Below are 23,702 nucleotides of genomic sequence, written 5' to 3' on the forward strand. Positions count from 1 at the left end.
GTATCCCCTTTCCCCTTTACTTGCTATTATGAGTTTGTTGTGTTTGTTGATTCTGGAGATTCATCATCTGATGGGGTATCGCCTTCAGATGGCTTCTCTTTTTCAGAAGGAGTTTTTTCTTCTTCTTTCGAATCATCATCAGAAAGATCCGGATCTTCAATCATTTGTTTATCATCTGAACCATTTGTTTCATCCGCAAGTGTTTCTTCCTGCAAGACGCTTATTGATTTATTGAAATAACTTGTCGGATTAACAGCTACACCATCTTTGCGAATTTCAAAATGTACATGTATTCCAGCTTCTTCATTGAACAAGCTTTGTCCAGCCATGGCAAGTTCTTGTCCTTGTTTAACTTTATCGCCAACCTCGACCTTTACATCTTTAACGGATGAATATTGTGTTACAATACCCTTATCATGTTCGATTTCAATGACATTCCCGAGGGTAGCATCTTCTTCGACTCTAGTAACGGTACCGCTAACCGATGCGACAACAGCAAATGTTTCGCCATCCTTTGCGGCCAGGTCAACACCCGTGTTCTGGACGTACTGATTGTTGTAATATACTAACGCGGCTTCCTGATCCTCATCACTTGCATTGAAATCATAGAATTCCATTTTAACAACGGCATCCAACGGTTTTTCCACAGGCATCTTGAAGTTTTCTAATGCTGCATTCACTTCAATTGCCGGTGTTTCGTTCTTTTTATCCGTCACATCAGTAGCTTCGTAGTCGAACTTATCTTTTGTGCTATCGTTGCTTTGGAACCAAAGAACACCTGTCAGAATAATAGCTGCACTTGCAATATAAATGGCTGGAAATACCCACCGCTTTTTGAAAAAGCGTTTAACGCTGGAACCTTGAGAAGATCGTTTGTTTTCTTCCTCTCTCATTTTCATCACCTCAGCAATCATTCTGAACAGATTAGAAGAATTATATACACTAGCAAAAAAAAATTTTGTACTTATTTTTCGACAATGCGATTGTTTTTATGCATTTGAGGGAGAAATATTTAAAAAAAGGAGAAAAGTCTTTACTATGAAAGTTTTTAAATGGCTATTACGAATCCTGCCAATCGTCTATATGGCAGCGATTTGGACGATGTCAAGCCTACCATCCAACCACATCGTCGAGCTTCCGGATTCGCAAATCGACTCTTTCATCAAAGAATCATTGCATTTAATAGAGTTCGCGATCCTCTATGTCTTGCTGGTATTGGCTAGCTTAACCTTTGAACGCAGGACCTTCACACCGTTGTGGAACATCGCGTGTGCCGTGTTTGCCGGACTCTACGGCGTCAGCGACGAAATCCACCAGTCGTTCTACCCTTACCGCTCCGCATCGCTCTTTGACCTCGTCAAAGACATCACAGGCATCCTTGTCTGCTTCTATTTTATAAGGGGCGCACTATTTAAAGGGAAATTTGTGAGACTTCGGAGGGTGCTGGAGAGGATACAAATGTGAAATTTGGGTGGTGGCGAGTATTTTATTTGCCACTTTCCACTTTTTATTTGCCACTTCGCGATTTTATTTGCCACTTCTCGACTTTATTTGCCACTTCGCAACTTTATTTGCCACTTCGCGATTTCTGAATGATCTCTTTTACAAATTGGTGTAGTCGGCCGGTAATAGACTCGCCCCTTACGGTTACCGATATACGGTAAATTTAAAGATTTCAATATATTGTTTGCACTTTTAATGGAATCAATTTGGAGAAAATGGCGTAATTCAGAATTTGTAATTGAGGGCTTGATTAGAAGGAAGTAATCTTCAATCGCTTTAATATGAGCCGTTTTTGACTTTTCTTTGCAATGGAGACAGGTCCATACACCGTAATGATATTTCATTGGAAGGCTATCACATTTAGGACATTGGACTCCTGGCAAGAGGTCCTTCGGAGTAAAGTTGAAATACTTGAGGATATCTGGGTCATCAGGAGTATGTTTAGTTAAGAGGAGCCGTTTTATTTTACGTACATCTTGTCTAGTTAACTTCTCTTCTTTATAAAATTTTTCTATTAGCTCTATTTTATCGATTAGAGCCTCGCTATTGCACATATTTTTAAATTGGTCATTGCCATCTTCACAGGTAATTTTTGATTTTTCATGACTATTTACAAAAAGATAATGGATCGGCACCTCTTCACACTGGTGCTCGTCCAACCACTGTTTCAGCTTTTTCGATTGTAGTTTGGCTTGTGCAACAGGATTCTGGATTTTCTCCTTCGCCCCATCAAATAATAAATATGCCTGATTAAATTCATCGAAATACCAATCTCGCGACCTCTTTTTCACTTCGAGAGCTAGAGCAAATTTATGACAGAGTATGAGAAAGTCTATTTGAAAATAGTATTTTCCAGATAAAAGCCGAATTTCATGGAATACATGATAATCTTTTGATTGAATAAGGGGATCTAAATAGAATTCTAATGACTTTTCCCCCTTATATCCTTTAATCCTGTTATTATATTCGGTTAGTACCTCCATTTTCCTTGAATTTGTAGTAGGTATCCTTGCGTCTAAAACCTTCAACTTTACTATTCTCGGTGACATCTCGCATACCTTGTCATACATTCGCAACATTCCTTTCCTTTTATTAAAAATTCGTCTTCTTCAATCTTTCACCTGCAAAAAATTGTTACAGATTTATGTTCGTTCTTTGGAAAAATATCCGCCAACTACCTTTTTTAAGACTTTTTTCATTTTATTTGCCACTTTGTCCTAGTTATTTGCCACTTTGTCCTAGTTATTTGCCACTTTGTCCTAGTTATTTGCCACTTTGTCCTAGTTATTTGCCACTTTTGAAATTTATTTGCCAACTCTATCCGAACACACTTAAAAACGCCAGAAAGCCAGGCAAAATGCCTGGCTCAGATCACTATTTGTGAATTTGCCCATTTATTTAGACGAATTCCTGGACGAGACTCACTTTTTATTACCTTTTTTTAGATTTTCTCATTTTATTTGCCACTTTTGAAATTTATTTGCCACTTCGCCTTATTTATTTGGCACTTTCCACCTTTTATTTGCCACTTCGACCTATTTATTTGCCAAATTCCGTAAACACACCTTATTTCTTCGCAGTAATCGTCGCAAGCATACTCTCAGCGGAGGAGATCTCTACTCCTTGATAGTAGTGCTTGACAATCTCTTTATAGTCCTTACCCTCAACGGCCATTCCATTGGCTCCGTATTGACTCATGCCAACGCCGTGTCCGTAGCCTTTGGTACTGATGACAATTTTACTCCCTTTCCGTTCCCAAGCGAAGTCAGAGGATTGTAGCTCTAGTGCCTCGCGAATCTCTTTTCCAGTCAAAACCTTCCCATTGAAATCCACTTTAGCGACGCGTTTACCTGTGGTGCGCTCGACAATTTTTCCAATGGTTGAATCCGATCCTACCTTAACACCTAATTTGGCTTCAAAATCCTTCACACTCATCACCTTTTGACTGCTAAACTTCGGAGAGTCTTTATCCCACGGACTTGAAACACTCCTTAAATAGGGTAATTCATTTGACCAGTAGTCTTCGGAGTTTTCCGTGTAGCCATTGCTAGTCGAGAAGAAGGAGGCATCGATAGCCTCACCATTATAGGTTAGAATTTGTCCGCTGGTTGCACGAACAGCAGCGAGAACTTTTGACCTTTTCCTTTCGTAATCTTTATCCCATTTTTTCCGGAGCTCCTCGTCACTATGATAGACTTGATGCAGCTGGGTATCTGTGACCTGGGCGCCATCCGGGACACCCATCTTGTCTTTGCTTAGCATTTTTTTCACAATGTACGTTCTTGCCGTTAGCGCTTGTGCTTTCAAAGCTTCGTCTTCAAAGTCGGCATACATTTCGGCTGCAACCACCCCAACGAGATAGTCTTCAAGTTGAACATTTTCGATTTTTCCTATGGCTGAACGGTAAACCGCTACCTCGACCGCTGAATCGGTGGAGGATGGGTTCTGTTCTGGTGTCTTCGTTAACTCTTCACCTAATTCCCCGTTCGCCTTTCCATCCGTGAAGGGTAATACTAAAACAGCGGGAATAATTAGTATGACGGCAAAAAGAATCGATACTAGTACGATGAGTGGTTTGAATTTTTTCATGTCGTTGCCTCCATTTATGTAAATTTGTTGCATCTCATTCAATCATATGGAGGAGGACAAGCATTTATGATAAAAAATGGATCTTTCTTTAAGGCTCTTTCCGTAAAGATTGTTGTAAAAACCCAAAGGCTGGTTTTTACCTTAAAATAGCTATTGGGCACTTCGAATAAAGTTTGCTCTAAAGAAATTAGCTTAATTAGGCGAAAGATAGCTTCAAGTTCGATTATTCCTATTTAATTAGCTCAAAAGTTTGAGAAAAAAGCTTAAAAAATAAAACAAAGCCGAAGAATCCATTAAGATTCTTCGGCTCGTTTGTTAAATTGATTTCCGCTCGAGGCTTCAATCAACTATAATTAAGCATTCATATCAGAAATAAACGTTTCTTCTTCTGTAAAAGTTTCTTCTTCTTCGTTGATGCGTTCGATATCTGCGCCTAATGAGGCTAATTTGCCATGGAAGTCTACATATCCGCGGTCCAGGTGTTTTAATTCCGTTACGCGTGTATTACCTTCAGACACTAATCCTGTCAAAATAAGAGCAGCAGCGGCACGAAGGTCTGTTGCAGAAACTTCGGCACCCTGTAAGTTGGACATACCATTCAAAATCACAGAACGTCCTTCAATTTTTATATCGGCATTCATACGACGGAATTCCTCGACATGCATGAAGCGGTTTTCGAACACCGTTTCAGTAATCATAGAGGTACCTTCTGCACGAAGCAGGAGCGCCATCATTTGTGATTGCATGTCAGTTGGGAAACCAGGATGCGGCATCGTCTTGATGTCAACGGCTTTCAATTTTTCTGGGCCGATGACACGAACGCCGTCTTCTTCTTCAATAATCGTTACACCCATTTCTTCCATTTTTGCAATCAAGGAAGAAATATGTTCAGGAACTGCGCCTCTTACAAGTACATTTCCGCGCGTAAGCGCTGCAGCAACCATAAAGGTTCCCGCTTCGATACGGTCGGGGATAATATGATGTTCAGCGCCGAATAATACATCCACACCTTCAATACGAAGAGTGCCCGTACCAGCGCCGCGAACGTTTCCGCCCATTTTGTTCAAGAAGTTAGCCAGATCAACGATTTCAGGTTCTTTTGCTACGTTTTCAATAATGGTTGTTCCCTGTGCAAGGGTAGCAGCCATCATGATGTTTTCTGTTGCACCAACACTTGGGAAATCCAAGTATATTTTTGCTCCCTTTAAGCGGCCTTCAACCTCCGCATCGATAAAGCCATTTCCTACCTTCACTTTTGCACCCATGGCTTCAAAGCCTTTAAGATGCTGGTCGATAGGGCGAGATCCAATAGCACAGCCGCCAGGTAAGGCAACCCGGGCACGGCCATTTCTTGCTAATAATGATCCCATGACAAGGACAGACGCGCGCATCTTACGAACATATTCGAAAGGCGCCTCATCTTTTAACACTCTAGATGCATCGACGACAACTGTATTATTGTTAAAAGCAACCTCAGCGTTCAGGTTACGTAATACTTCGTTTATTGTATATACATCGGAGAGTGTAGGTACATCACGAATTACACTTTTTCCGTCACTTGCTAATAATGTGGCAGCGAGTACAGGCAGGACGGCATTTTTTGCGCCTTCAACTTTTACCGTTCCATATAACCTGTTTCCGCCGCGGACGATGATCTTTTCCAAGAGTATTCCCCTCCGCGTCCATTTTCTCTATATTAATATTCAATCGTAATGATGGGTGTGCCAACTACAATGGCAGTCCTTCCGCCCATTCCTTCGGAGCGTATACCAATTTGTAAATTCATGTTATCTTTTTTATTTTCAATGGAGTCTGAAAACAGCGGCGAATAGGCCGAAACAGACATGAAGTTCTCCTCTTTTAACGCTTCGATTTCTTTTGCATTTAGAACAGCTAGTAATGTTGGTAATGCCTCATCCATCTTATCATAGGCGCTGCCCTTCACACTAGAGAAAACTGTTGGATTTCCCCGAAATATGTCAGCAAGCCTATTTTCAAATTGTACATTTGTGAAAAAGGACTTTTGCTCCTCATTCCACTCATTACCACTTACTTTATATATTATATACGCATTGACAGGTTGTTTTGTGTGGGTTGCCAAAATCTGAAGCGTTTCTTTGCGGTGTTTAGCTGTTGGAGGTACGGCAGTTACTTCCCATTTTTGGTCAGTCTCTTGATAAGACCATTCCCAGCCTGGAAGCATCGTTTGTAGCTCCTTCACATATTTCTGTACTTTCTTCTCTGTATTTAGGTCAACCAAATGTTCTCTTGCATAAAAAGTCCATTCATCGAGCAAAATATCTTCGGTTTCAAAAATAGATGTGATTTTCAGCAAATCAAGACCGCTCTGTGCATCAGTCTGGCGATTACCAATCACAACCATCATTAAACTTACAATCGTCAATATGCTAATGGTAAAAAATATCTTTGTATTTTTCTTCATTTCAACTCTCCCCCTTACTACCATTGTTACCAAGGTGAGAAAGAGCATACTTGGGAATTGTCGTCACTTTTTGACAATGAGAAAAATACAGCTTTTTAGCTGGATTGCACTTTTTTTCACACAAAGAGAATTGTACTCAATAATTCGCAAAAAGGGAACATGTACGAAGTCCTAAATTTTTACCATTTGTATGTATTGTAAAATCAACGGCAGTTGTCTTGACCATTGGAGATAGTCTAGGAAAAAGTTACTAACCGACGATCCAATGATAATTGCCAATAATATATAGAGTAATCGTGCTTGAAAAACATGACTCGGTTTGATTAGCTTGTCAAGGCGAATCGCTTGGAGCGCATACCAGGCAAGGGCTATAAACACTAAATGTGAAAAAATACTTATTAATGCGTTTTGTCCAAATTCACTCAAATTTCAAAACCTCCTATTCAGAACATATCTTTACTATCTGACGAATGAAAGGCTTAAAAGTTTCACATCTTGTAATATTTGTAATATTTAAACTTCATGGTAATTGTGTCTATTCTGTGAACATCTATACTATTCCCTCCAACCAACACCGTAAGCAAAGATATTTCCTATCCATTCTTCCAAGGCTCTTTCCTAAAAAATTGCCGTTCTTAGATTATATAGTTGATACTCTTACCAACTTTTTAGAAAAGAGCCCTGCTAAGGGCTCTTTATTTAAAGCATATTCTCTAGGATTCTAGTAAATATCTGAAGTCTTTTTTGTTGCAACAACCACTAAACGTCCGCGATCCAGCTCTTCTTCATATTGCTCCGCTTCTAAAGTATTTAATCCTAAAGCTTCCATTTTGGAGCGTAGTTCATCCCCACGAGATCGAAATACATTTGCGATTGAATTAACGACACCCTGTTCTCCTATCCCAATTTCATTAATATCCATTGTGTCTGATAAGTGTTTGGTGCGATCTTTATCATGTGCTAGTAGGTAAACTTCCTCTTTTTTGTACCCTTGATTAATGAACTGTTCAATTACCATTTTTGCTTGGACACCATTTTCGACGATTTTTACATTTTCCATTTTTTCATTCCTCCTTGAAAGATGTTGTCAGCTGATGTGTCAGCTTGTACCAGTTATATAACCGCTCTTCAAGGAAACCAAACCTATTTTTAAAAAACTTTATTTGTTTTAATAAAAAAGTTACGGGTAATAAAAAGGGAAAAGATGGAGGTGTAAGATGAGGAATAAGGCAGATTTAATTAAAAAAATCAGTTTGTTAAAACAAAAGATCGATAAATGTTTGGATGAGCGAGATCGAGAAAGCTTTAATCAATTATCTCTTGAATTGAAGGTGTGCCAGAATTACTTGGAAACTTGTTTTACCAACACTGAGGTGCACTTTAAGAAGCCTTTCGAGCAAAAACGTGGTAAATTTTTTAACCATTAAGTTTAGCTGCCCGAAAATTCGGGTACTTACCAACTGTAGAACATTGAAAATGAAAGGGGAGAATTTTTATGGGATTTATTTGGTCATTAATTATTGGAGGAATTATCGGCTGGCTGGCTGGACTGATTCTGGGACGTGATGTTCCTGGAGGTGTTATCGGAAATATCATTGCAGGGTTCATCGGGGCCTGGATTGGTTCTCTCTTAGGTGGCTTTGGACCTGTGATTGGTGGGTTTTACATTTTGCCAGCTCTCCTCGGTGCCATTGTCTTTGTGCTCATCCTAAGCCTTGCCCTAAGAATGATCAAACGCAACGCATAATCTAGAACGAAGTGAAGGCTGCAAATTCCTGCAGTCTTCTTTTTTGTAGTCTCAAAAAAGGGCATCTGCACATACACAGATACCTTTGAAACGTGTTATAGGAGACCCGAAAACAGCCGAGCAAAGGATTCCTTCCATTTAACATCCAAACCTCTTTTGTAAAATGTAACCGGACGAATCCGAATGCATTCCTTAAGGTCTTCTTCAAAATGAGTAACAAGGTCGTCGATGCTGTCAGTGCCTGTTAAAAACAAATTCACCTCAAAGTTCAAATGAAAACTGCGCTGATCCATATTAGCCGTTCCAATTGATGCCATGTCACCGTCGACAATGATCACTTTTTTATGTAAAAAGCCTTTTTGATACGTGTAGAGCTCAATTCCCGCAAGCAGAAGTTCAGGAAAATAGGATTGAGTGGCATATTGAGTTAAAAAACCATCATTGCTCTCGGGCACCATTAACCTCACTTGAATTCCCTTTTCCGCTGCTATCCTCAGTGCTGTCATAATTGCCTGATTAGGAATAAAGTAAGGTGTCGCAATCCAGACCGACTCTGTTGCACACGAAATCATGGCATAATAATGATCACTCATGTCCCGGGTTTCTGGGCCAGTGGCCACCACGTGGACGAGACCTTCCCCCTCTGCTGGCACCTGCTTAAGATAGAAAGGATTTTCAAATAACTTTTCTCCACTGACATATTTCCAATCTAATAAAAAAATAGCATGCAGTGTCTGGACCGCTTCCCCTTCCAGCAGAACATGCGTGTCACACCAAAAACCAAACTTGTTATCCTCACCAAGATATTCCACTCCCACATTCAGCCCACCGACAAATCCAATCTTTCCATCAATGACAATGATTTTTCGATGATTGCGGAAATTAAACTTTTGCGTAAACCATGCCGTTTTCAACGGCAGAAAAGGGTGAAGTTGAATCCCGGATTCCGCCATTTTCCTTCTATCCTGTTCAGAAAGGGAGAAACTTCCGAACGCATCATAGATCAACCTAACATCCACCCCTTCCTTTACTTTATCGGTCAGGATATCCATTAGCTCCTGCCCCAGCCGGTCAAAGCGAAATATATAATATTCTAAATGAATAAAGTCCTTTGCTTCCTTCAACCGCTGTTTCATTTCCAGAAAGGTTGCTTCGCCGTTTTTTAAAATTTCGGTTCTGGTATTTTGGTTTTGACCGGTTATTGTCACCCGTTCAAGATAGCCGGCAAAACAGCGCTGATGGTTATTGAGCAATGACAGCACTTTCAGTGGCCGCTCGCTTTTACGGAGTGCCTCGAACAGCTGACGTTCACTCGCACGCTTGCTTTTAAAAAGTGCTCCTGTAAAAAGTAATTGACCTGTATAAATATAGAAAATATAGCCTAATACCGGTACTAAAATTAACAGGCATGTCCATAAAAGTGTTCTCGGTACAGGACGATTCTGAAGCCATAACTCTGCCACCGTGAATAAAATTAAACCTACATATAAACAAATACATAGTGCCTTCAACCAAAACGGCCATCTTGTAAAAAAGACCATCCAGCCAAAAGTAAGCATCATCATGACAAAGAAAATTTCGATTCGTATTTTCATCATCCAGTTCTCCCACATCCTTTTAAAAATAAATACCCTTTCTACGATATAGTCAAACATAAAAAAGACGCCTGGCGCTGGCCAGACATCTATTTTTTCCGATATATTTTTTCACTTGAATTAAATTCTTCGTATTTTATGCCCTTGGGTAGCCCTAGGATTGATTCTTTATTTCCCAATCCCATGAATCCGCAGTCCGCCAGGCTGTCATAAAACAGACGATGAACCTGCTGCTGAAGGGCGTTGTCAAAATAGATCATGACATTGCGGCATAAAATCACATGAAACTCATTAAAAGAGCTGTCCGTGACCAAATTATGCTGGGCAAAAGTGAGGTTCTCGTTCAAGATGGGTGAAAAATAAGCAAACTGATGGTCCGTGGTATAGTACTCGGAGAACGCCATTTTCCCACCCGCTTTTAAGTAATTTTTCGTATATTGCTGCATCTTTTTTAGCGGAAAGGCTCCCTTTTGCGCAGCCATCAGGGCCTTTTCATTCATATCGGTTGCGTAGATTTTCGTTTTTTCCATTATCCCCTCCTCGTGCATCAGGATGGCCATGGAATAAACCTCCTCACCTGTCGCACAGCCGGCATGCCAAATCCGGATTTCAGGAAGCTCTCGAAGCAATGGCACCACTTCGTTCCGGAAAGCGACAAAGAAACTGGGATCTCGATACATTTCCGTCATTCGGATGGAAAAATCATTCAACAACAGTTCTAAAACACCTGGTTCGTGAAGCACTTTTTCCAATAAAGCGGTGATGGTCGGAAGTCTCTCCGCCTTCATCCGGTTTATAATCCTCCTGCCAATTGAACCACGGACATAGCTCCGGAAGTCATATCCATACATCTGATACATACCCTCAAGGAGCAATTTAATTTCTATTTCCTGAACCTCGTTTGGCTTGATTAGATTGATGTCTGTTACAATCTCCTTGGATGTTTGATTCAATCTTCATTCACCTGCTCGGTCAGCCACACCCGCATTAACGAGAATAACTGATTGATGTTTAATGGTTTCATAATATAATCAGAAGCCCCTGCTTCCATACACTTATCCCGTTCACCTTTCATCGCCTTAGCAGTTAATGCGATAATCGGCAGTCTTTCCATCTCCAAATCCTCGCGAATCACCTTCATCGCTTCATACCCACCCATTACAGGCATCATGATATCCATGAAAACCAGGTCAAAATCAGTTTGTTCCCTTAGGATTTCAATGGCCCGCTTACCGTTCTCTGCCACATAAACCTCGACACCTTTTTGCTCAAGGGCAGTTACAAGCGCAAACACATTCCGTCGATCATCTTCTACTAATAGCACTTTCTTTCCTTTAAAAAACGGGTTATCTGAAGACCCTGCTTCAATTTCCCCGATCGACTCCGCTTCTTCAATGGCCGATTCCTGTTCCTCTTGTATCCCGCTGACACTTACCGCTACTTCATCGAGTGCCAGTTGATCAAACGGAAGGTGATATTCAGCGATCTCGAGTCTTCTAGGGATATAGAGGGTAAATGTGCTTCCTATCTGCGGCTCACTTTGAACGGTAATCGCTCCGCCAAGTAAACGGGTAAATTCACGGCATATTGATAATCCTAAACCGGTTCCACCAAATTGCCGGTTAGTCGTACCGTCAACCTGTTGAAAAGCCTCGAAAATAATTTGCTGTTTCTCATGAGCAATTCCAATTCCTGTATCGGTCACAGAGATTGCTAGTACGATTTCCATCTCATCCAGGCCAGGCAATAGTTCCTCGGCCTTTTCTCGTTCTGCACATTCTATTTTGACAGTTACAGAGCCCTGTTCCGTAAATTTAAAGGCATTGGATAATAGATTCTTCCATATTTGCTGGAAACGTTGCCCGTCCGTCGTAATCACAGAAGGTACATTTGGAGCTGTCAGCACTTCAAAGCTTAGCTTCTTTTTCGCTGCAACAGGACCAAACATGCTCTTCATCATCTGCGGAATCTCGGTCACGTTCACTTCATCTGTTAAAATTTCAATCTTACCTGCTTCGATTTTTGATAAATCGAGGATATCGTCAATCAGCCTCAACAAATCATTTCCGGCCGTGTAGACAACCCGAGAGGATTCCTTTACTTCTGACATGTCCATTTCCTCTTCATTTTCCATCAGCATTTGCGAGAGAATTAGAATACTGTTTAATGGCGTACGCAGCTCATGTGACATATTCGCTAGAAAATCAGATTTATACTGTGAGCTCGCCTGCAGTTTCCTTGAATAGTCTTCAAGTTCACCCTTTGCTTTATTCAGCTCAAACGCCCTTTGTTCGGCGTATTGCTTCTGTTCTTCTAAATATTCATTGGTAATTCGCAGCTGTTCCTGCTGCATTTGCAATTCTTCCGATTGGGCTTGAAGTTCCTCTGATTGAGCCTGAAGTTCTTCGGTTAACACCTGTGATTCCCCGAGCAGTCTCTCTATTTCCATCCTTCCAGCGACATTGGTAATCGCTGACCCAAACTTATCCTGAAGCATATCCAATAATGTAATGTGCTGGGACCTAAACGACTGAAACGATGCAAACTCAACAACTGCTTCTACCCTGCCGTCGACTAAAATGGGCGCAACTAAAAGATTCCGCGGAGAAGAATCACCTAGCCCTGATGTGACTTTAAAATGTTCCTCTGGCAGCTGATCAATCAGGAAGATTCTTTTATCCAAAGCAGCCTGCCCGATTAACCCTTCCCCTAACTGGAAACTGACTCGCACATCTTCTTCCGAGGCAATGGCATAGCTAGCCTCTTTCACGTAACGAACTTCGCTGCCCTGATATCTACGTAAATAGATTACGCCACAGGCCGCATCAAGCAACGGGGCAAGCTTGGTGATAAAATCATGTGTCAATTCTGTCAGATCCGTTTTTCCTTGGTACATGGTCGAAATTTCTGCCATACTTTTCTGAACCCAGCTCTGTTTTTCAAGACTGCTGAGAAGTATGTTCATCGCTTCCGCAAGTTCACGGGTTTCATCGTGCGTGTTGACCTCAATTCTGGTGGCAAGGTCTACCTCTGGCTCACTTGAATTGGTAATCCCTTTAATCGTACGGATAACCTGTTTAATCGTTTTGACTATCGAATTGGACAAAAACACTGCGGTTGCAATTGTAACCATCGTAACCACGAGGATGATGCCATACAACGTGATGGTTAAATTGGCATTGTCTTGATTCAGCTTCTCCACACGCTTATTTGTCAGTTTCGTTTGATATTCAAGGAAGGAAACAAAGTGCGCTCGAAGCTCATCTGTCTTCTTTTTTCCTTTGTTATTAATAAAATAATCGTCCAAAGCGGGCTGGTTATTTATCCTTTTTTGTTTCACCACATAGTCTGCTGAATTGGTGATGTAGTTCGTAATCAGTGGTTTCATTTCTTCTAAATTTCGCTGCTGCGTCCCGTTATTCGCCAGCAAGGAATGAAGTGTATTATAATTGTCGAGCCAGTTCCGGCTAGCTGTATTATAGGGTTCTAGGTACTCCTCATTGCCTGTTATCACGAATCCTCTCATACCCGTTTCTATATCTAGTACATTTTTTTGAATCTGATTTGCTAAATTGTGGACCTCCATGTCATGCTGCGAAATGAATGCGACCTCTTTCTGCAACGCCGACATCCGATCCATGACAATCAGAAGGGAGACCACTAAGCAAATCAAAATGAAAAAATAGCCTGTAATAATTTTAGTATGAATGTTAAAGTGTAATCCCTTCATTGTACCCTCCCCTTTTTATAAAATGGCTGACTCTATCATATCGTTTCAGTCAATCTCACCCAATGGGAAATTGGTCCCAATCTTATTCTTAATAGTTTCAAATCCAAGCCAATCGGGTATAGACGAATGACACCACAATATAGGAGGTTAAAAATATGGCAACAACTACTACTACTAAATCGAAAGCAAAAAACAAATCCTTATCCGAAGCTCTTAACAAGCAGGTGGCGAACTTTAGTGTTCTTCATATGAAACTGCATCACTACCACTGGTATGTAAAGGGGGAGAATTTCTTCACCCTGCACCTTAAGTTTGAGGAGCTTTACAAAGAAGCTGCATTACATCTTGATACCATCGCTGAACGAATGCTCACGCAAAGGGGAATGCCGGTAGCAACACTCACAGAGTCGCTAAATCTTTCTACCGTAAAAGAAGCAACAGGTGATGAAGATGCACAGCAAATGGTCCAAACACTGGCTGATGATTTTGAGATGATTTGTGGCGAACTGACAGAGGGTATAACCCTTGCGGAGGAGAATGATGATGAGCCGACTGCTGATATGCTCGTTCATATTGGTACCTCATTAGAAAAGCACAGATGGATGTTTGAAGCGTATCTTGGTGGGTAAAAAACATAATTGGGGGTGTCAGCGAAAGTATGCTGACACCCTTTTATCATGAAGCATGTGTTGAAATCAAGACGAGACACATATCATCTTTTGGAGGATTTACGAGCTCCCAGCCAGGCTGCAACTGATGGAGTAGGACCGCAGGATCTGTCATGTCCTTGGACTGTAAGGTACGGACCAGTTTATCGGTGGCATCCTCATATTTCTCCTCCAGCCATTCTGATAACCCATCCGTAAACAACATAATGCGGGCATTTTCCCGATAAGGAATTACCCCTTTGGTGACTTCAATCTCTTCAAAGAATCCAAGTGCGCATGTACCTTCTGTTAGAAGCTTCACTTCCTGATCAACAATGGCAATCCCTGCAGGATGACCAGCATTGACATATTCAATCGTTTGCTTGTCCGTGTCGAGGACAAAGTAAATCGCCGTGAAATAGTAGTTTAATAAACTATCTGGCGTATACAGCTGAAGCATTCGCCTGTTTAGTTCCTTCATGACCATTTCCGGATCAACGATTCCCGTAATGGTATCCTTTAACGCAGAATATATGTACATCCCTACGAGGGAAGAGGAAATACCGTGCCCCATCATATCGAGCAGGATCACCCCATATTGGCTGGGACTAATCTGATACCAGGCATAGAAATCGCCGGCAAGCTCGAATGTTGGCCTATACACAGCTGAAATTTTGATATCCTTTTCCTGAAGCGGACCACTGAGCATGCTTCTCTGCACCTGCCTGGCCAGGTCGAGTTCATATTGAATTCGCCTGTCCCGTTCCTTCCGCAAGTCCTTTTCAAGCTTTAACCTTAGAACCGAACGAATCCGGGCAAGAAGCTCCACTTTATTAATCGGTTTCATCACATAATCAAGGGCTCCTGCATCCATCGCCTCTGCCATTTTGTTGGAATCTCCCATCGCCGTGACAAAAATAATCGGCAGGTCGGAAAACCGTTCATTTGCCAAAACGTGCCGGCAGGCTTCAATCCCATCAATATCGGGCATCATTAGATCCATTAAGATTAAGTGGACCGGTACTTCGCCAGGATTAGGTTCATCAAGTTGCAAAAACTGATATAACTCCGCTGCAGAAGACAGCTTAACCAGATGTCGATAGCCTGCTTTCCTTAGGATTTTCTCTACAATCATTAGGTTTGTTTTATTATCATCTACTATGGCAATATTCATTGGCATTGGCTTCGCCTCCTTTGCAAAAAGATGAGCCTGACCCATGTATTTCCTTTTCTCGAGTCAGGCATTGCTTTAGGTTGAACTGTCTTGATAGATACTACGGTTAAGTACCTTGCGCATTTTTTCTATCGCCTTTTTTTGCATCCGTGATACATGCATTTGCGAAATTCCCAATAACTCTCCCACTTCGCTTTGACTTTTGTTTTCGATAAACGTCGACTGAATAATTTGCTTCTCCCTTTCGTTCAACACATGGAGGGCGCTCTCAAGCAGCAGCCGCCGGTCAACTTTTTCATAGCCACTATCTTCCAATCCGATTACATCTAGGGCTGTAATGGCACTGCCGTCAGAACCGGTTTCAATCGACTTGTCCACAGAGGCTGTTTGATAACCTTTTCCTAATTCCATTGTTTCCAGTACTTCCTCTTCAAAGATTCCTAAATACTCGGCGATCTCGTGGATCTTTGGTGAGCGTTGATTTCTGTTGGTCAGCTCGTCCACCGCTTTATTCACTTTCGGCCACATATCTTTTACCCGTCTCGGCACATGAACATCCCACGTTTTATCCCTTAAAAAACGCTTAATTTCACCAATCACCATCGGGATTAAATAGCCTTCAAATGGAGTCCCAGTACTGGGATCGTATCGTCTGATTGTCGATAATAATCCAATCATCCCTACCTGCATGATATCTTCATGCAAATTTCTACCTTTTGAATATTTTCTCGCAATACTCCCAATAAGATTGGTGTAATGCTCGACTAAGATGGTTTGGGCTTCTTCGCTCTCATTCTCCTGGAACTCTCGGATTAATCTATATATTTCTTCCTTAGTTCGTTTCACGGTCTGAGGTGGAATTGTCATGACTTTCACGCTCCCCGCCTAGATACTTCACCATGAAGACCGTTACTCCGGAACGATTCGACACACGGACTTCATCCATGAGCGTTTCGATTAGATATAGACCTAACCCTCCCTCTGTCAGTTGATCGACTGTACTTGATTCTGTATAAGGGCCAAGTTCATTTTTAGTCTGTAAAAAATTAAAACTCTTGCCGCTATCAGCTACCATCGTTTCTATCTTGTCCTCGTAAATGCCGAAGCCGACAATTACTTCCCCGCCTTCTCCGTCGGGATAGGCATGCTGTACAGCGTTTGTGCACGCTTCACTGACAGCAATTTTAATATCCTCGATTTCCTCATATGTATAACCCATTCTGCTGGCAATTCCTGAAATCGTTAACCTGATTACACCAACATATTCCGGTTTCGCTGGAATCTTCATTTCAACATAATCCATCACGTGTTTCATTGTCCCCCATCCTTTGTAATATTCATAATTTTACTCAATCCTGTCAGTTCAAAAAGTCGCATTAATCGATCCGATAACTCTACTAGCCTCAGTTCTCCCTCATTTTTGTTCAGCTGCTTGAACAATCCTACAAACACTCCAAGTCCGGTACTGTCCATGTAGGAAACTTCTTTCAAGTTAATCGTAATCACTTTATTATTGCCCTCCGCGAGAGGTAATAGCTCCTCACGTAGCTTTGGTGCTGTGTATGCATCGATTTCTCCTACAACCGTCACATATATATCCTTATCATTCTGTTGTTTTTCGATGTTTACTTTCATTCCATCATCACCTCTGAAATATTTATTGTTTACATACCCTTTATAGTAAAAACTAAACCTATTTTTTAAAAAATATTTTTCTTGGATTATACCAAAATAAGGAAGAGTTACAAATAGTCATAAATAACTAGCTAAATAGTAGGCTTTTTCTAATAATTGTTTCGTTTTGTTCGATTAGGGTATATAAAAGTATCTTATTAAGGAGTGAGATGCAATGGATGATAAGCTGAAAAATAAGTTCCCCGTTTCGAACAATGGCTCAATGGCCCAGAACTTTGATGAAATGAAGAAGCTCGGCAAGGAAATGGAGGAGGCAAAAACCAATAAAGAGTTAAAAGAAGAAAAGAAGATCCCGGATCCTAAGCAGTAACAGCAGCTGCCTCGAAAATTTCGAGGCAGTTTTTTTATTTTTTGAAAGAGGCTTGCACCCCAAGACAATAGGAAGGACTAATCTTACTCGCTCCCCAAGAGTGTTGTTCTTCATCGAAAAAATTTTTAAATTTCGGATAAAAATTAAGGCGTGAATTCTTGTGTGAATTCACGCCTTAAACAGTAAGAACTTTGATTATATTAAAGAGAGTGTATGGTAGATAAATAATCAGTTGCTGTTCCGTCTCGGCCCGTTAACTTGATAAACTCTTCCATTCTGCCGTTCGGAAGGCGACTCCACTTCCTCTTTTCGGAATTCTTTATCCACAGTCCCGGAAATCGAATCTCCATATCTTGGCAAGTCCGTATCTTGTTGGACATTTTCACCATTTAAATAGGAATGGTTCCCATCCTTTTTCCCCTGCTGACGCGATAGCTCTCTTAAATCTTCCACAATCTCGTCGCCGGGTAATTGCTGCTCCTTATCATTCCTAGAAGGATTTTCGCCATCATTATATCCAGTTCGTCCTTTTTTATCTCTTTCCGTTAATTCATTTTCACCTGTACGTCCAAATACTTCAATATCCTTGTTATCAACATAATTTTTAGCCATTATTGTTTCCTCCCTTTTTTTAAGATTGCTGTTTTTCATTCCTACTGGTTTTACCGAACATGCAACCACATACTTCAACCACCATCCTTCTAATTTATCTGATTATCAGGCTAGCTAGTTTCTAACCTTGATAGTGTTATACCACCATTCCAAGGGGTTCAAACCTTATATTTAAAGGTTCTGTTAAACCTGGCTGTTGATTTCCTCTCCAAGCTACACCGCTCCCTTTCTACCATTTGATTCCGTTAAAAAGAGTGAGATAAACATAGAAAAATGTTTAATTGAAACATAAAACGGGTATTTAGAGAACAAATCTTAAGGAGGTTATAACCATGAATAGAGTCTTCAGTATGAGCTCGTTAGTAGCGGTAGGAATTGGAGCAACGGCAGCGGTATGGCTATCGAATAAACCAAACCGCATTAAAGCCGAAAGTGTGTTAAAGGACTGGAAACACAAGGTAAAGCCAAATGTATACGCGACATCTGAGCAGCTTCCGATCGAAAAGGGCGGCAATCCGCATCCAGAAGATTTTGCCGATAATGAGATGGTGAGTGAGGGAGCACAATATTCTGTTCAATTTTACAATGAGAAAATCCAATAGGAGCAGCGGTTGGGGTACTCGTACCCCAACTTTTTACTGTCCAGCTCCAAGTGCTACATTGCACGAAGAAAAGCGGTCGCTTTTCTAAGGTGGTAGGAGCGAATGAATTTTTTTTAGTATATATCCTGCTAAACACTAAAAAGCCAGGCTTTGGCCTGGCTTGATACTTTTTATCCGATCTTTTTCACTGCAGCTGCATTCTTTCTTGAAATCACCGGTGGATTTCGGATTGTTAAAGGCTTATTTTCCACTTTCCAACTTATTGTCCAGCTTTCCTAGATATTTTCTAGCAAACTCTGTTCCGCCGAGACCGAACGCCAGACCAAAAGCCAACGCCAATCCGCCTAATACAAGGATGAAAGCAGCATTAACAATCGAATGTGCAACACCTAATTGATCTAATGCCATAAACACAGTGATGGTAAAGATTGTATATTTTGTTATTCTTGCAAGCATTCTAGAATAGTTGTGTTGTACGATGGTTTGGAGAATTCGTTCCATAAACTGTCCTACGTATAATCCAATACCGAGAATGATGATTGCTGTTAACAACATTGGCAGATAGGCAATCACCCCGGTTGCCAATGTAACTAAGAAGTCTAACTGAACAATTTGTAAGGCTTCTACGGTAAACAAGAGAACAACAATAATTTTGGCCAGTATTCCCACCATTTGTGACAGAGTATACTTCGGCGGGTCTGGTGTTAATGCACCAATCCCCATCTGATGAAAGACTTGATCGAATCGCAAGCGCCATAGCATTTGTGTAACCAATTTCGCCACCCATTTTCCAAGCCAAATACCTGTTACTACTAGGATGATCGCAACAATCATATTTGGAATCATCGATAGAACCTCTTGAAGCATCGCAACGGCCGGTTCAGATATTCCCTTTAGTTCTAATTTCTCCAATGCCGTTATGATGACAGGAATTAAAATTAAGATAAATACGATATTGCCAATTATTGTTGAAAGACTAGTCTCCTTTTCGTCATTTTTAAAAAATCCAAACCGAGAACCAAGCTTATCCAAACCGACGCCTTTTAGAAAGTTCGTTAAAATATCACGGACAATTTTTGCAATCAGCCAGCCAATGAACACAATCAATGCTGCTGCAAATAACTTAGGTATAAAAGCTAATATCATCGTCAATGCATTTGAAAATGGCTCTGAGATTCCTTCTAATTCAAGCGCCTCTAGGATAGCTGGAATAAATAACAGGAGAACAAAATAGAAAATTGCCATTCCGATACCATTTACTCGATTGGCAGCTTCTAGGGCGTTATTTGCCATTTTCCATTTAACAAGCTTTTCTCCTAAACGGATTATCCCTGCCCCTTTTATAAAGAGATAACGCAGCAAGAAAGCAATTGCCCAGGCGAATAAAAGAGTCAGTGCAGCTTTTAATAGATGAGGGATTGCTGCTGTCATCGTTGAAACCATTTTTACAAGAGGTTCAGCAATCAGGCCTAAGTTCAGCATATTAAAAAAGATAATCCACACGACAACAAGTAACGTATAATAGACGATTTTTCCTATGATTGATTCAGTCGAATACTTTCTATTTTTAAAACTCGAAAAAAGTTTATCATCGAATGCGGTTCTCTCAAGTGCAGCTTCTACAGCTCTTCCAATCCCCTTTGCCGCCAGCCAGCCGATTAATAGAACAAGTAGTGCCAACAACACGTGGGGAATTCGATCAGTGTATATGTACCAACCCGTCATCATATTTTCTACACTCATGTATCATCTCTCCTATTCTCTATTTTATTAGACTTGCTAAATGTAATACCCTGTCAACATAGTTTCAAACCTCGAAAAATTAAAAACTATTTTCACAGAAAACTGTTTCACTTTCCTAGACAATTTTTTAAAAAACAAAAAGACCAATTTTTTCGAAGTGCTCTTCTATAGAAATAACATGATTTTAATGAGTGTTTGAGAAGGTTTGGCTGGGGCTTTCCTCTAATCCAAAAGTAAAAAGATGTTTCGAATTATTTTCATTGGGAATATAAACAATGTAGGACAAAACGAGAGGAAGGGAGTTAAAGAGGCATGAGTTTAATCGAAGCTTTAAAAGATTTATTAGCTAAATTATCCACAGATTCCTATATCAACTCACTTTTTTGTAAGAATCCTATATTTAAAAACAATTTAGGATCATGTTAAAAACTTCTAGCGTACGAAGCTTACCGGAGGTGTAAAGAATGAGGAAAAGTTTATTAGTCGGTGGATTGGCTATTTCACTAACATTTGGCGGTTTAGCGGGATGTGGGGATGGCGTAGACCAAGATAATGGTGTAAGTGACGGAAAACAAAAAGATGCGATAGATAATGATACCCAAAAGAAAGCCGAAGATGCGATAAATAATGTCGAAGACGCATTAACAGAAACAGAGAAAGATATAGAAAAAAAAGCAGAAGATGCCGGTATTGGTGATGGCATAGACCAAGATAATGGTACGAATGATGGAGAAGTGAAAGATAAACAGTAATATGCCTTCGATTTTAGGGATATAAAAAGGTGAAAAAAATGACGAGGAGGACGAACAAAATGAACAAAGATAAAGTAAAAGGGAAGGTAGATCAGGTCAAAGGTGAGGCAAAAGAGCAATGGGGTAAATTAACAGAGGATCGTTCAATAGAAAACGAAGGAAAAGTGGATAAAGCAAAAGGGAAATTACAGGAAAAGATTGGGCAAGTAAAAGATATATTCTCTAGGGTAGCATTTGAAAACCGAAGAGATACCTATTCGTTTAACATTCTTTAAAACAAAAAATATTTTTAGTAATAATAGGAGGAGGAATTAATAATGGACAAGCCGGTAAAGAGGGTTGTTGGTATTTACGAATCAGAACAAGAAGCGATTGCAGCTATTGAAGGTTTATTAAGCCAAGGATACGATAAACAAGAGATCTGTGTCGTTGGTAAAGATCTCAAAAATGTAAATCATGTTTCAGACGAAACCGGAGTAGTTGCTGAAGAAACTGCTACCGGTGCGCTAACAGGAGGAACAATTGGCGGGGTAACAGGTTTATTAGTAGGAGTGGGAGCTCTGGCTATCCCAGGAGCTGGACCAATCATCGCTGCAGGTCCAATTGCTACAAGTTTAATAGGAGCTTTAGCGGGTGCTGGTATAGGTGGATTAGGTGGAGCCTTGATTGGACTTGGAATACCAGAGGACGAAGCAGATTACTATGGCAACTCTGTTAAGGAAGGAAAAATCTTAGTCCTAACGAAGGAAAGCTCAAATGATAGGGATAACTTAGAACCAGAACTCATTTCGCACGAGAGTGGCACAAATATACAAGAGATAAAGCAGAGTGATGCCTTTATCGATAGAAATTCTACCCTAACTAATAAGTATTAAGTATAAAAAAAAGGCCGCAGCAACGTGAACCGTTGCTGCAGCTTTTTTTATGCAGATAAATGTCCAACAAGAGAAAAAGAAGAGGCACCCTTATGCCTCTTCTTTCGTCTTATATGCTTCCCCTTTGTTTGACCAAAATACCGGTTGCTTCCCCCAAAGCTTCCGATTATTGGATGAAGTCTAAGAACTGGTTAAAATGATTGTTGACGAATTCAACCGCGATGTTTGGAGCGATTCCAAACAGGATGGATCCCGCTACAGCCACAATGATTACCACTAGGATCCCCACAGGGATTTTAGTGAATTTACTCTCATCAACGGCTGGACGGAAGAACATTTGTGTCATGATTCCAAAATAATAGAAGTAAGACACAACGGTAGTCGCAATCATCACCGATGCCAGCACATAATACGGTTCTGGACCGATGAAGGCTCCGATAAAGATGTTTAATTTACCGATGAAGCCTGCTGTTCCCGGGAAGCCGGCCAGAGCGACTAACAGAATGGCCATCGCCACTGCGAGCAACGGTGAACGGCGATACAAGCCCGCATAATCAGCGATTCGCGTTCCCCCGGTTTTTGCCTCAACTAACTGGATGACAGCAAGTGCGCCTAGGTTCATGAACAAGTAGGCAAGTAAATAAAACCAAATTGCGTAAAACAAGTTTGAACTCATTGTTGCAAACGCGACAAGAATATAGCCGGCATGCGCAATACTTGAGTAGGCAAACATCCGTTTTATATTCGTTTGCTTCAAGGCAATGACGTTTCCGATAATCATCGTTACGCCTGCGATGAAGGCAATATAGTCGCGCATATTATACAAAATTGGCTCTGAGCCTGGACCATTTGAAGCCGCGAAGCCAAAGACGGATAACAGTATCCGGATGACGATCACAAAACCAGCCGTTTTAGAGACAACACTTAGAAAGGCTGTAACCGGTGTCGGTGCGCCCTGGTAAACGTCTGGTGCCCACATATGGAACGGAGCCGCCGCCAATTTAAATGATAAGCCAACGAAAATCATTAGGAACGCTAATCCCAACAGGTAGGCCTGCTGCGGATCGGCCAAGCTTTGGAGCCTGACGGCAATCTCTAATAAATTGGTTGAGCCTGCTAAGCCGTACACATAACTCATTCCGAACAAGGTAATTGCGGTTGCAATACTGCCGTTAATGACATATTTCATTGCCGCTTCATTTGATTGTAAATTGTGTTTGCGAATACCCGCTAAGATATAGGAAGAAATTGATAACAATTCCAAACCGATAAATAAGGTAATTAAGTCGCCGCTTGATGTCATAACCATTGCACCGAGCAGCCCAGTTAAAAATAGATAGAAAAATTCGCCGCGGTATTCTTCCATGCCCTCTTTTGCATCATAGCCAATCGCTAAAAGCAGAACCATAGCGGAGCCGCCAAGCAATAACAGCTTAAAGGCTTTGGCAAACGAATCCAGGCGGAAAGTATCCGCTAAAATCGATGTTGCTTGCATATCCACGAGGCCAGCAAGCGAAACCATGGCAGCAATAACCGCCGCGAACGCGATCCAGCCAAGGATGCGACGGTCTTTATTTTTCGGCATAAATAAATCCAGCAGTGTAAGAAGCGCTGCAACACCAACGATGATGAACTCTGGTGTCATGATGCTCCAACTAAATGATTGCAATTCCTCAAGACTCATC

General features: G+C 41.0%; 25 protein-coding genes. 8 read left to right on the top strand and 17 right to left on the bottom strand.

All coding sequences use genetic code 11. The features are described from left to right. Positions 1–26: 26 nt before the first annotated feature. Positions 27–893 carry a M23 family metallopeptidase gene (locus NSS81_RS11035; protein WP_342433546.1) on the bottom strand — a complete coding sequence of 289 codons (867 nt, stop codon included), beginning with the start codon at positions 891–893 and terminating at the stop codon, positions 27–29. Between the two features lie 145 nt (positions 894–1,038). On the opposite strand from NSS81_RS11035, the gene NSS81_RS11040 reads away from it, so the two are divergent. Continuing rightward, positions 1,039–1,464 carry a VanZ family protein gene (locus NSS81_RS11040; RefSeq protein ID WP_342433547.1) on the top strand — a complete coding sequence of 142 codons (426 nt, stop codon included), beginning with the start codon at positions 1,039–1,041 and terminating at the stop codon, positions 1,462–1,464. A gap of 83 nt (positions 1,465–1,547) precedes the next feature. On the opposite strand, the gene NSS81_RS11045 is transcribed toward NSS81_RS11040, so the two are convergent. The 6 genes from NSS81_RS11045 to NSS81_RS11070 all read right to left on the bottom strand — a co-directional run bounded on the left by NSS81_RS11045 (position 1,548) and on the right by NSS81_RS11070 (position 7,595). Then, positions 1,548–2,552 (bottom strand): nuclease-related domain-containing protein, encoded by a 1,005-nt coding sequence (locus NSS81_RS11045; protein ID WP_342433548.1) that lies wholly within the window; start codon positions 2,550–2,552, stop codon positions 1,548–1,550. 517 nt (positions 2,553–3,069) lie between these two features. Next, positions 3,070–4,092 (bottom strand): stage II sporulation protein D, encoded by a 1,023-nt coding sequence (gene spoIID / locus NSS81_RS11050; protein WP_342433549.1) that lies wholly within the window; start codon positions 4,090–4,092, stop codon positions 3,070–3,072. A gap of 353 nt (positions 4,093–4,445) precedes the next feature. Beyond that, the gene (gene murA / locus NSS81_RS11055) at positions 4,446–5,756 is read right to left on the bottom strand and encodes a UDP-N-acetylglucosamine 1-carboxyvinyltransferase (protein WP_342433550.1); all 1,311 of its coding nucleotides are present in this window, start codon (positions 5,754–5,756) and stop codon (positions 4,446–4,448) included. A 32-nt stretch (positions 5,757–5,788) separates the two neighbouring features. Next, positions 5,789–6,535: a YwmB family TATA-box binding protein gene (locus NSS81_RS11060; protein WP_342433551.1), complete on the bottom strand. Its 747-nt coding sequence runs from the start codon at positions 6,533–6,535 to the stop codon at positions 5,789–5,791. A gap of 171 nt (positions 6,536–6,706) precedes the next feature. Continuing rightward, positions 6,707–6,961, bottom strand: a complete 255-nt coding sequence (locus tag NSS81_RS11065; protein WP_342433552.1) for a DUF1146 family protein — start codon at positions 6,959–6,961, stop codon at positions 6,707–6,709. A 295-nt stretch (positions 6,962–7,256) separates the two neighbouring features. Then, complete coding sequence (locus NSS81_RS11070; protein ID WP_342433553.1) at positions 7,257–7,595, bottom strand: general stress protein; 339 nt, start codon at positions 7,593–7,595, stop codon at positions 7,257–7,259. Between the two features lie 435 nt (positions 7,596–8,030). Here NSS81_RS11070 and NSS81_RS11075 point away from each other — a divergent pair, with 435 nt between their 5' ends. After that, positions 8,031–8,282 (top strand): GlsB/YeaQ/YmgE family stress response membrane protein, encoded by a 252-nt coding sequence (locus NSS81_RS11075; protein ID WP_342433554.1) that lies wholly within the window; start codon positions 8,031–8,033, stop codon positions 8,280–8,282. A 95-nt stretch (positions 8,283–8,377) separates the two neighbouring features. Here the strand turns inward: NSS81_RS11075 and cls are convergent, their stop codons facing one another. The 3 genes from cls to NSS81_RS11090 all read right to left on the bottom strand — a co-directional run bounded on the left by cls (position 8,378) and on the right by NSS81_RS11090 (position 13,607). Continuing rightward, the gene (gene cls / locus NSS81_RS11080) at positions 8,378–9,880 is read right to left on the bottom strand and encodes a cardiolipin synthase (RefSeq protein WP_342433555.1); all 1,503 of its coding nucleotides are present in this window, start codon (positions 9,878–9,880) and stop codon (positions 8,378–8,380) included. Between the two features lie 86 nt (positions 9,881–9,966). Next, positions 9,967–10,809 carry a protein-glutamate O-methyltransferase CheR gene (locus NSS81_RS11085; RefSeq protein WP_342433996.1) on the bottom strand — a complete coding sequence of 281 codons (843 nt, stop codon included), beginning with the start codon at positions 10,807–10,809 and terminating at the stop codon, positions 9,967–9,969. Positions 10,810–10,826: 17 nt separating this feature from the next. Then, positions 10,827–13,607, bottom strand: coding sequence for a CHASE3 domain-containing protein (locus NSS81_RS11090; protein WP_342433556.1), 2,781 nt, complete (start codon positions 13,605–13,607; stop codon positions 10,827–10,829). A 155-nt stretch (positions 13,608–13,762) separates the two neighbouring features. On the opposite strand from NSS81_RS11090, the gene NSS81_RS11095 reads away from it, so the two are divergent. Further along, positions 13,763–14,236: a Dps family protein gene (locus NSS81_RS11095; protein ID WP_342433557.1), complete on the top strand. Its 474-nt coding sequence runs from the start codon at positions 13,763–13,765 to the stop codon at positions 14,234–14,236. A 46-nt stretch (positions 14,237–14,282) separates the two neighbouring features. Here NSS81_RS11095 and NSS81_RS11100 read toward each other — a convergent pair whose 3' ends face one another. The 4 genes from NSS81_RS11100 to NSS81_RS11115 all read right to left on the bottom strand — a co-directional run bounded on the left by NSS81_RS11100 (position 14,283) and on the right by NSS81_RS11115 (position 17,063). After that, a complete protein-coding gene (locus NSS81_RS11100) occupies positions 14,283–15,434 on the bottom strand; it encodes a fused response regulator/phosphatase (protein ID WP_342433558.1) in 1,152 nt (383 codons plus the stop codon). A gap of 69 nt (positions 15,435–15,503) precedes the next feature. After that, entirely contained in the window at positions 15,504–16,295 is a 792-nt protein-coding gene (sigB, locus tag NSS81_RS11105; protein WP_342433559.1) for an RNA polymerase sigma factor SigB, read from the bottom strand. After that, positions 16,261–16,743: an anti-sigma B factor RsbW gene (gene rsbW / locus NSS81_RS11110; protein WP_342433560.1), complete on the bottom strand. Its 483-nt coding sequence runs from the start codon at positions 16,741–16,743 to the stop codon at positions 16,261–16,263. Before rsbW ends, sigB begins: the two co-directional genes overlap by 35 nt. Continuing rightward, the gene (locus tag NSS81_RS11115; protein ID WP_342433561.1) at positions 16,740–17,063 is read right to left on the bottom strand and encodes an anti-sigma factor antagonist; all 324 of its coding nucleotides are present in this window, start codon (positions 17,061–17,063) and stop codon (positions 16,740–16,742) included. The genes rsbW and NSS81_RS11115 overlap by 4 nt, the downstream gene beginning before the upstream one ends. A 214-nt stretch (positions 17,064–17,277) precedes the next feature. Here NSS81_RS11115 and NSS81_RS11120 point away from each other — a divergent pair, with 214 nt between their 5' ends. Further along, positions 17,278–17,433 (top strand): hypothetical protein, encoded by a 156-nt coding sequence (locus tag NSS81_RS11120; protein ID WP_342433562.1) that lies wholly within the window; start codon positions 17,278–17,280, stop codon positions 17,431–17,433. A 228-nt stretch (positions 17,434–17,661) separates the two neighbouring features. Here NSS81_RS11120 and NSS81_RS11125 read toward each other — a convergent pair whose 3' ends face one another. Continuing rightward, positions 17,662–18,045, bottom strand: coding sequence for a hypothetical protein (locus NSS81_RS11125; RefSeq protein WP_342433563.1), 384 nt, complete (start codon positions 18,043–18,045; stop codon positions 17,662–17,664). A gap of 332 nt (positions 18,046–18,377) precedes the next feature. Between NSS81_RS11125 and NSS81_RS11130 the strand changes: the two genes are divergently transcribed. Beyond that, positions 18,378–18,647, top strand: a complete 270-nt coding sequence (locus NSS81_RS11130; RefSeq protein ID WP_342433564.1) for a hypothetical protein — start codon at positions 18,378–18,380, stop codon at positions 18,645–18,647. Positions 18,648–18,887: 240 nt separating this feature from the next. Here NSS81_RS11130 and NSS81_RS11135 read toward each other — a convergent pair whose 3' ends face one another. Next, complete coding sequence (locus NSS81_RS11135; protein ID WP_342433565.1) at positions 18,888–20,390, bottom strand: mechanosensitive ion channel; 1,503 nt, start codon at positions 20,388–20,390, stop codon at positions 18,888–18,890. A gap of 464 nt (positions 20,391–20,854) precedes the next feature. Between NSS81_RS11135 and NSS81_RS11140 the strand changes: the two genes are divergently transcribed. The 3 genes from NSS81_RS11140 to NSS81_RS11150 are packed head-to-tail and all read left to right on the top strand — an operon-like array spanning position 20,855 to position 22,017. After that, positions 20,855–21,142: a hypothetical protein gene (locus NSS81_RS11140; RefSeq protein WP_342433566.1), complete on the top strand. Its 288-nt coding sequence runs from the start codon at positions 20,855–20,857 to the stop codon at positions 21,140–21,142. 59 nt (positions 21,143–21,201) lie between these two features. Then, the gene (locus NSS81_RS11145; RefSeq protein WP_342433567.1) at positions 21,202–21,417 is read left to right on the top strand and encodes a CsbD family protein; all 216 of its coding nucleotides are present in this window, start codon (positions 21,202–21,204) and stop codon (positions 21,415–21,417) included. Between the two features lie 42 nt (positions 21,418–21,459). Continuing rightward, positions 21,460–22,017, top strand: coding sequence for a general stress protein (locus NSS81_RS11150; protein WP_342433568.1), 558 nt, complete (start codon positions 21,460–21,462; stop codon positions 22,015–22,017). A 166-nt stretch (positions 22,018–22,183) separates the two neighbouring features. On the opposite strand, the gene nuoN is transcribed toward NSS81_RS11150, so the two are convergent. Continuing rightward, positions 22,184–23,701: an NADH-quinone oxidoreductase subunit NuoN gene (gene nuoN / locus NSS81_RS11155; protein WP_342433569.1), complete on the bottom strand. Its 1,518-nt coding sequence runs from the start codon at positions 23,699–23,701 to the stop codon at positions 22,184–22,186. Between the last annotated feature and the right edge of the window lies 1 nt (position 23,702).

Origin of the sequence: Neobacillus sp. FSL H8-0543 (assembly GCF_038592905.1) — a bacterium.
In the GTDB taxonomy this organism is placed as follows: domain Bacteria; phylum Bacillota; class Bacilli; order Bacillales; family Cytobacillaceae; genus Neobacillus.